Origin of the sequence: Cohnella laeviribosi DSM 21336 (assembly GCF_000378425.1) — a bacterium.
GTDB classification, from domain to species: Bacteria; Bacillota; Bacilli; order Paenibacillales; family Paenibacillaceae; genus Cohnella; species Cohnella laeviribosi.
Window position 1 is genome coordinate 1 of the sequence record NZ_KB899892.1, and the last position, 2,054, is coordinate 2,054.

3 protein-coding genes are annotated in these 2,054 nt (G+C 56.2%); all 3 read left to right on the forward strand.

Going from position 1 to position 2,054, the window contains the following annotated elements; all coding sequences use genetic code 11:
• The coding region (locus F560_RS24060) for a DDE-type integrase/transposase/recombinase (protein ID WP_033396594.1) at positions 1-911 on the forward strand (911 nt) is incomplete at its 5' end.
• Positions 904-1,704 carry an ExeA family protein gene (locus F560_RS0121950; protein ID WP_019007860.1) on the forward strand — a complete coding sequence of 267 codons (801 nt, stop codon included), beginning with the start codon at positions 904-906 and terminating at the stop codon, positions 1,702-1,704. The genes F560_RS24060 and F560_RS0121950, both read left to right, overlap by 8 nt.
• Before the next feature lie 17 nt (positions 1,705-1,721).
• Positions 1,722-1,928, forward strand: coding sequence for a DUF5348 domain-containing protein (locus F560_RS0121955; RefSeq protein WP_245554951.1), 207 nt, complete (start codon positions 1,722-1,724; stop codon positions 1,926-1,928).
• Positions 1,929-2,054 lie beyond the last annotated feature (126 nt).

Sequence of the window (2,054 nt, forward strand, 5' to 3'; positions counted from 1 at the left end):
TTCAGCAGCGGCATCGGAATCGTCTCTGGCATTCGGACCTTAAGTATGGTCCATATCTCCCCATTGGCCCAGGCGGCGCCATGAAGCAAGTCTTTCTCGTCACGTTCATTGATGACGCGACGCGGTTTGTGCTGCACGGCGAGTTTTATCCGGTTATGGATCAGACCATTGTCGAGGACTGCTTCCGGAAGGCCATTCAAAAATTCGGCGTTCCCGAGGCGGTTTACTTCGACAATGGCAAGCAATATCGAACCAAGTGGATGACGCGTGCCTGTTCCAAGCTGGGTATTCGGCTTCTCTTTGCTCGCCCCTACTCACCAGAGGCAACCGGCAAGGTTGAGCGATTTAACCGTGTGGTCGATGCGTTCTTGAGCGAATCGGCGCTCGAAAAACCGAAGACGCTTGAGCGGCTGAACGAGCTGTTTGCGGTGTGGCTGTCGGAATGCTACCAGAACAAGCCGCATTCCGCGTTGGAGAACAAGTTCAGCCCGGAATCGGCTTACCGCAGCGACAAGAAGGCGCTTCGGTTCGTCGACCCGGACGAGCTGGCAAATGCCTTCCAGCACTGCGAGAGCCGGAAGGTCGACAAATCCGGCTGCATCAGCTTCAATGGCCGCAAGTACGAGGTCGGTCTCCCATTCATCGGCTGCACGGTGGATGTCGTCTTCGATCCGGCAGACATCACGGAGCTGACGATCGAGTACGAAGGCCATGAACCTTGGCGCGTACGGGAGCTCGTGATCGGGGAGAGAGCCGGGAAGCGACCGCCGCTGCCCGATCATTTTGGCTCAGTGCCGGCGGATTCGTCGAGACTGCTTGCGGCGGCGGAAGAACGCGGACGGGAACGCAAGGAACAGCAGGCGCAAGCCGTCGCTTACCGCCGCGTGAACAAGGAGGATCGCCATGTTTGAGTCCTTCTACGGCCTCGCTCGTTCACCATTCTCTCGGGATATGCCGACAAAGGAACTGTATGAATCGGTTATGCTCGAAGAGACGCTCGGCCGTCTCGAGTATGCCGCTCAGCGGCAATGGTTTGCTGTTGTAACCGGCGATTGCGGTACAGGCAAGACCACAACGATTCGTCGTTTTGCCGAGGGGTTAAACCCCGCGAAATTCAAAGTGCTCTATGTATCGGATTCCAAGCTGACGCCGCGGCACTTCTACAAAGGGCTGCTCGAGCAGCTCGGCTGCGAGTCGAAGTTCTACCGCGGCGACGCCAAGCGGCAGTTGCACCGCGAAATCGAGCTCATGCGCGGCATTCACCGGCTGCAGCCCGTTGTGGTCGTCGACGAGGCGCATCTCTTGGATCGTGAGATGCTGGAGGAAGTGCGTTTCCTGCTGAACTTCAAGATGGATGCGCAAAGTCCCATGGCGCTCATCCTTGTCGGCCAGAGCGAACTGTGGGATCGCCTGAATCTGCAGGCCTATGCCGCCATCCGTCAGCGCATTGACCTGCAATGTAAGCTGCCTCACTTCGACCGGGCGCAGACTGGGGAGTATATTCGCCGTCATATGACGTACGCCGGAACCGAGCACGACATCTTCACCGACGGTGCGATTGATGACATCTTCCGCTTTTCGAGCGGGGCAGCACGGCTCATTAACAAGGTCTGCACACACGCCCTGATTTATGGGGCGCAGAACAAACATCGGATCATCGACGATCATATGGTCAAGCGTGTCATTCAGGGTGAACTGTCATGAAAGGACCTTGGGTAACGATGATCTACGATCGGGAGGCGGACTGCTGGACCGTCCGGAAGGCAGGAGGCACCTACGCGGTGCATTGTGGCGAATGCTTTGAGATACGCGTTGGTGATCGCGGTATTCGGTGCCGGCTTGAGCTTGACCGGAATTGGTATGTCATCATGAGAGAAGCGCGATTCAACTTGAGGAGTAAAGATATTTACCAAGTCCGGTTCGTCTAACGACAAGCAGAGGGAAAGTCATCCGTGCTGACTTTTCCTCTTATCTCTTCACTAAGGACACGATTTCTGGCAAACCTTGGACACCTAACACTGTCATATTCCGGCCAATATGGGTTGGCAGTAACA

What these genes read in the sequence shown, in the direction of transcription:
- F560_RS0121955 (WP_245554951.1), top strand. Translation starts at nt 1,722, where the DNA reads ATGATCTACGATCGGGAGGCGGACTGCTGGACCGTCCGGAAGGCAGGA.
- F560_RS0121950 (WP_019007860.1), top strand. Translation starts at nt 904, where the DNA reads ATGTTTGAGTCCTTCTACGGCCTCGCTCGTTCACCATTCTCTCGGGAT.